Origin of the sequence: Micropruina sp. (assembly GCF_027492755.1) — a bacterium.
Classification (GTDB): domain Bacteria; phylum Actinomycetota; class Actinomycetes; order Propionibacteriales; family Propionibacteriaceae; genus Micropruina.
Genome location: NZ_JAPUED010000061.1, coordinates 1 through 6228, shown reverse-complemented (window position 1 = coordinate 6228; position 6228 = coordinate 1). Strand labels below are relative to the sequence as shown.

The following is a 6228-nucleotide window of genomic DNA, read 5'->3' as shown; positions in this document are numbered from 1 at the left end:
CGCCGACGTCGAACGACTCGCTGCCCGCCCTGATCTATCCGCTGTTCTGACCGCTGCTCGAAGGGAAAGCCATGACCGCTGACAACAACGGACGCGCGGCAGCGCTTCTCGGTGCACGACCGGCCCGGCCGCCGGAGCCGGTTGGGCGGCGGGTAGAGGGGCTGGTCCAGGTCACATCGCCGCGCCGGTGGCTCGTGCTCTCCATGGCGTTCGGAGTCCTGGCGGCGGCCGTCCTCTACTGCTTCTACGGCGGCGCCCCGACCCAGGTGTCCGGAACGGGATTTCTGCTGGGCCCCAGTGGGCTGGACCAGGTCGCCACGCCGGACGACGGGACGGTCGTGGAGGTGCCCATCGGCGCGGGCCAGCTGATCCGCGCCGGACAGGTGATCGCCGTCATCCGGCAACCCGGCGGCCGGACGCTGACCGTCCGGAGCCAGATCGATGGCGAGGCGCTGATCACGTTGGTGTCGCCGGGTGACGTGGTCGAGCGAGGGCGACCGCTGGTCGAGGTGCTGCCCAAGGACACACCGCGGAGGGCCCAGATATTCGTCTCCGCGCTCCAGGGCTCGTCGGTCCGGCCAGGACTGCAGGTGCACGTCAACCCGGTCAATGCGCCGGCGGCGCAGTACGGCTCCATCGTCGGCACCGTCCTCGCGGTGTCCAGGGTTCCGCTCTCCACGGCGGCGTTGACTTCCCTGGTGGGTGCCAACGACGAACTGGCGGCGCTGGTTCGCAGTCACCCTGCACCTCTTCAGGTGGACGTGCGACTGGAGGCCGACGACACCCCGACCGGCTTCCGCTGGACCTCGGGTCGGGGTCCCGCCGATCCGGTCCGGCCCGCCACGGTGCTGAACGCCGACGTGATCCTCAAGCAGGGACGTCCGATCGATCTGCTCCTGGACGCCGGGAGGAACCCGTGAACGCGCCAGCGGCGCCAGGTTCCCGCCGGGTTCGTGTCCCCACCGTCCTGCAACTGGAGGCGGTCGAGTGTGGTGCGGCCGCGCTGGCCATGGTGCTCGCGCACTTCGGTCGGATCGTGCCGCTGGAGGAACTCCGGGTGGCCTGCGGGGTGTCCAGGGACGGCAGCAACGCCGCCAACCTGGTCAAGGCTGCCCGCGGCTACGGCCTGGTCCCGCACGCCTACCGCCGCCACGCCGACACGCTGAGTGAGCTGGACCTCCCGGTGGTGGTCTTCTGGGAGTTCCGGCACTTCCTGGTAGTGGAGGGCGTCGGCCGCGGCCTGGTCCACCTGAACGACCCGGCCACCGGCCGACGACGGGTCTCGGCCGCTGAGTTTGCCGAGGGCTACTCCGGCATCGCGATCTCCTTCGAACGCGGCGCCGACTTCGTGACGGGCGGTCGTCGTCCCTCGGTGCTCAAGGCTTTGCGGGAGCGGCTCGCCGGTTCGGTGGCCGACGTGGCGTTCGCCGTCCTCGCCGGGCTCGCACTGGTGCTTCCAGGGCTGGCGGTGCCCGTGATCACCAAGACCTTCGTCGATCAGTACCTGGTGGCTCACCGGCCCGGGTGGTTGCCCTACATCGTCGCCGCGCTGGTGGTGGCGCTCGGCCTGCAGTCGGCATTCCTGGTCCTGCAGTCCCGGGTGCTGGTCCGGTTGCGTGCCCGACTGGCGTTGTCCATGTCGGGCGACACGGTCCACCACCTGCTGCGACTGCCGATGAGCTATTTCACCCAGCGCTCGCCCGGCGATCTGGCCTACCGCGTATCGCTCAACGATCAGGTGGCTCAGCTTCTGGGCGGTCAGCTCAGCACCGCGCTGCTGAGCATGGTGACAGTGGTCTTCTACCTCGCTCTGATGGCCTCCTACGACCTGGTACTGACCGCGATGGTCGTTGTCGTGGCACTGCTCAACGTCGTCTTGCTGCAGGCGGTGGTCCGGCGCCGACGCGAGCTCAGCCAGCGTCAACTGCGTGAGGTCGGCGAACTCACCTCCACCGCGGCGTCCGGAATCGCCCTGATCGAGTCGGTCAAAGCCAGTGGGAGCGAGGGCGAGCTGTTCGAACGGTGGGCCGGTGATCAGGCACGACTGGTCCAGGTTCGCCAAGAGTTGGACGTCACCAGCGCATGGCTGGGTGCGGCTCCCGGCCTGCTGGCCTCGATCGCCATGGCGGTGGTCCTGGGTGTGGGTGCGCTTCGGGTGATGGAGGGCGACCTGACGTTGGGCACTCTCACCGCGTTCCTGACCTTGATGGTCGGGTTCCTGGCCCCGGTCGGAGTCCTGGTGGCAACGGCGGGCACCATCCAGCAACTCGAGAGCACGCTGAACCGACTCGATGACGTTCTGCATGCTCCGGTCGCGGATCCTGCGGCGTCGACCCGTTCACCGAGCCAGGGGCGAGTGGTGGTCGGTGAGGCCAGGGACCGACGGTCCAGCGAGGACGACGATGTGCCGGCGGCGGACGTGGGGCTACCGGTGTTCTCCGGTCGACTCGAACTGAGGGATGTCAGCTTCGGCTACAACCCGGTCCGCCCGCCGTTGATCACGGATCTCTCGCTGCAGATCCTCCCGGGCCAGCGAGTGGCCCTGGTCGGTGCCAGCGGCAGCGGCAAGTCCACCGTCTCGCGGCTGGTCACCGGTCTCTACACGGCGTGGGCAGGTGAGGTGATGCTGGACGGCGTCCCGCGCCGCAATGTGGCCGAGGCGGTGCTGTCCGACGGGTTGGCGCTGGTCGATCAGGACATCATGCTGTTCGAGGGCAGTGTGCGCGACAACCTGACGCTGTGGGACCCCGAGGTCTCCGATGACGCGCTGGTGAGGGCCACTCGCGACGCCGCGGTCCACGCTGACCTGCTGGCCCGCCCAGGCGGCTTCCTGAGCCGGGTTGCGGAGGGTGGCAGGAACTTCAGCGGCGGCCAGCGGCAGCGTCTCGAGATCGCCCGAGCCCTCGTGCGCGACCCCGCCCTGCTCGTGCTCGACGAGGCGACCAGCGCGCTCGATCCCTTGACGGAGCAGTGGATCGACGCCGCGCTGCGACGCCGCGGATGCAGTTGCCTGATCGTGGCGCACAGGCTCAGCACCGTCCGGGACTGCGACGAGATTCTGGTCCTGCGCCAAGGCACAGTGGTCGAACGTGGCACCCATCGAGAGCTGATCCGGTTCCACGGTGAGTACGCGAGGCTCGTCGATGCATGAGCCGCCGGTGCCGTCCGCGACCGCCGAGGTTGAGAACCCGGCCTCCGGGACCACTCGCATCGAATCCAACGACAGCCTCGAACTCACCGATCCGGCGATTGGTTGGGTGCTCGAGTCCGGCGAGGTGATGGTGTTCGCCGTCGACGATCTGGACGGCCGGGCCGAGGGCCGCCGTCGGCCGGTCGCAGTGCTGGTCTGCGGGGAGATGGTCGTCGGCGTGCCGCCCGCCGTCGGCGGGCAGACGCTGGTGGCGGTCGCACTCACGGCGAGCCGGCTGCGGTCGGTCTCGTCGGCGTCGCTGCCGGATCGCGGGGTGCGCTGGGCGGAGTTGCTGGCGGAGGCTGATCGGGCTCGGGACGAGGAGCTGGCGAACCGCGCCAACCGGCTGCAAGCGGCTGGCCAGCGTGACGAATCGACCCTCGACACCGCAGTCAGAGCCCTGGCCTCGGCTCTGCCGGGGCCAGCAGACAGGAAGCGGCGCAGCCGTGGGTCGCAGCTGCCTCCGGACCACTCCGACGACGTGCAGCTCGCGCTGCACCTGCTCCTGGGCCCGTCCGGCGCCGAACAGCCCGACGAGAACCGTCTCCGGACGGCCCGAGAGCTTCCGCTGCCGAACCGGGTACGAGCGGCGGCCGAAGCCTACGGATACCGCGCTCGCCGGGTCAGCCCGCCACGGCGCTGGTGGACCGGCGAGTCGGGCTCGCTGCTCGGTGTGCGGTCCAGCGATCGCCGTCCGGTCGCGCTCCTCTCCGAAGGCTCGAGCTACCTGCTGATCGATCCGGTGACCTTGGAGCGCCAGCGGGTGACCGAGACGGTGGCGGACGGCCTGGAGCCGGAGATGTTCGCGTTCGTTCGCGCGTTGCCGAAGGGACGGATCACCGTCGCGCGGCTGCTGCGGCTCGGCCTGAGCGGCTCGCGACGCGACATCGTCAGCGTGATCGTGCTCGCCAACGTCATCGGCCTGATCGGCCTGGTGCTGCCCGTCGGGTCGCAGATCATCTTCAGCCAAGTGGTTCCAGGGAACGAACGTGGGGTGCTGGCGGCAGTCGTCGCCGGCCTGATCCTGCTCGCCATGGTCGTGGCCCTGGGGACGGTGGCACGCAGCATCGCGTTTCTGCGATTCCGAACTCGTCTGGACAGCACCGCACAACCCGCCATCTGGGAGCGTCTGCTGACATTGCCCGCCCGATTCTTCACCCGCTACTCGGTCGGATCGCTGCTGACCCGGGTGCAGAGCCTGGACTACACCAGGCAGCTACTCGGCGACGCGGTCGTTGCGGCGACACTCTCCGGGTTCTTCGCGCTGTACAACCTGCTGCTGCTGTTCGTGTTCCAGACCGCGCTCGGCGTCATCGGCGCCATCCTCGCGGCCGCTCAGATCGCCACCACGGTCGCGTTGGCCTGGGCGCAGTTGCGGCCCGCCCGTCGGGAACTGGCCGAACAAGCTGCGACCCAGGGCATGACGCTGGAGCTGATCAAAGGCGCCGCGAAGCTCCAGGTGGCCGGCGCCCGGGTACGCGCGTTCGGGGTATGGTCGCGACACTTCCACGAGCAATGGAGGCACGCTTACCACTACAGCCGATGGACCAGTTGGCAAACGGTGCTGGCCGCGGTGTGGCCGACTCTGTCGATCCTGGTCCTGGTGGTGGGGCTGGGCACCCTTGCGGCGGCCCAGGTCGACCCCGGGGAGTTCATCTCATTCAGTGTCGCTCTCGGCCAGGTGACCGCCGGGGTCGCCGCTCTCGGAGTGGGCCTGAGCACGATCGTGCAGTGTGTGCCCTATCTCGAACTGCTCGACCCCGTGCTCGCCGAGCAACCCGAGGTGAGTGATGCTCAGGCCGACCCGGGGATGCTGCAGGGTCGCGTCGAACTCAGCCATATTCGGTTTCGCTACAGCGACAACGATCCGCTGGTTCTCGACGACCTCTCGTTGAGCGCCCAGCCTGGCCAGTTCGTGGCTGTGGTCGGACCGTCCGGCGCGGGCAAGTCGTCAATGCTGCGACTCCTGCTCGGCTTTGAGACTCCGGAATCCGGCACCGTGTCCTACGACGGCCGCGACCTCAGCGGAATCGACGCTGCCGCCGTCCGCCGCCAACTGGGTACGGTGCTCCAATCCGCCCAAGTGATTCCCGGCACGCTCTTCGCCAACATCGCCGGCGCCACGGCGATGACCCGGTCGGACGCTTGGCAGGCAGCCGAAGCGGCAGGCTTGGCGGACGACATCCGCGCGATGCCGATGGGAATGGAGACGCTGGTCAGTGAGGGCGCTTCCACTCTGTCCGGAGGCCAGCGGCAACGACTGTTGATCGCACGTGCTCTGAGCCGGAACCCCCGGGTGCTGCTGTTCGATGAGGCCACCAGCGCTCTCGACAACCTGACCCAGGCCGTCGTTGCCAAGAGCATCGCCGAGCTTGGTGTGACCCGAATCGTCATCGCCCACCGGCTGAGCACCATCCGGAACGCCGACATCATCTACGTGCTCGATCGCGGACGCGTCGTCGAACAGGGCGACTTCGACACGCTCAGCGCCGCGGACGGTCCGTTCAGCCGCCTTGCCGCGCGCCAGCTGGGTTGACCGACCGGCGGGCCGATTTCGACAACCCAACGGGCCGCGTCGTAGAATCGGCGCAGCGACTCGGCAGATCCGGGTCGACTTCGCATGCACCTCGAACCGTCGCGCTCGACGGGTTGCCTTAGCGGTCCCCGCAAGGGGTGGAATCGCAACGGTCGCATCAGGCGGGTCGAAGATGTCGGCCCGGACAACCCAAGCGGGTTCCGCGCACCGCGCCGACCCGCGCAGAAAGGAACGGCAATGGCCGTCGTTACCACGCGTCAGCTGCTCGAGAGCGGTGTCCACTTCGGGCACCAGACCCGCCGCTGGAACCCCAAGATGAAGAAGTTCATCTTCGCCGAGCGCAACGGCATCTACATCATCGACCTGCAGCAGTCGCTGAGCTACATCGATCAGGCCTACGGCTTCGTCCGCGACACCGTCGCGCGCGGCGGGCAGATCCTGTTCGTGGGCACCAAGAAGCAGGCCCAGGAGGCCATCGCCGAGCAGGCCACCCGGGTGGGCA

Annotated in this window: 4 protein-coding genes; all 4 read left to right on the top strand. The window is 68.7% G+C overall.

Going from position 1 to position 6228, the window contains the following annotated elements:
• Positions 1–203 precede the first annotated feature (203 nt).
• Positions 204–920 (top strand): HlyD family efflux transporter periplasmic adaptor subunit, encoded by a 717-nt coding sequence (locus Q0066_RS04070; RefSeq protein ID WP_298130306.1) that lies wholly within the window; start codon positions 204–206, stop codon positions 918–920.
• Complete coding sequence (locus Q0066_RS04065; RefSeq protein WP_298130304.1) at positions 917–3151, top strand: NHLP family bacteriocin export ABC transporter peptidase/permease/ATPase subunit; 2235 nt, start codon at positions 917–919, stop codon at positions 3149–3151. Before Q0066_RS04070 ends, Q0066_RS04065 begins: the two co-directional genes overlap by 4 nt.
• Positions 3144–5726 (top strand): NHLP bacteriocin export ABC transporter permease/ATPase subunit, encoded by a 2583-nt coding sequence (locus tag Q0066_RS04060; protein WP_298130302.1) that lies wholly within the window; start codon positions 3144–3146, stop codon positions 5724–5726. The genes Q0066_RS04065 and Q0066_RS04060 overlap by 8 nt, the downstream gene beginning before the upstream one ends.
• Positions 5727–5963: 237 nt before the next feature.
• The coding region (gene rpsB, locus Q0066_RS04055; protein ID WP_298130301.1) for a 30S ribosomal protein S2 at positions 5964–6228 on the top strand (265 nt) is incomplete at its 3' end.

Bases quoted from the DNA above. Each gene is read 5' to 3' on its own strand.
- Q0066_RS04070 (WP_298130306.1), top strand. From the start codon at position 204: ATGGCGTTCGGAGTCCTGGCGGCGGCCGTCCTCTACTGCTTCTACGGC.
- Q0066_RS04060 (WP_298130302.1), top strand. From the start codon at position 3,144: ATGCATGAGCCGCCGGTGCCGTCCGCGACCGCCGAGGTTGAGAACCCG.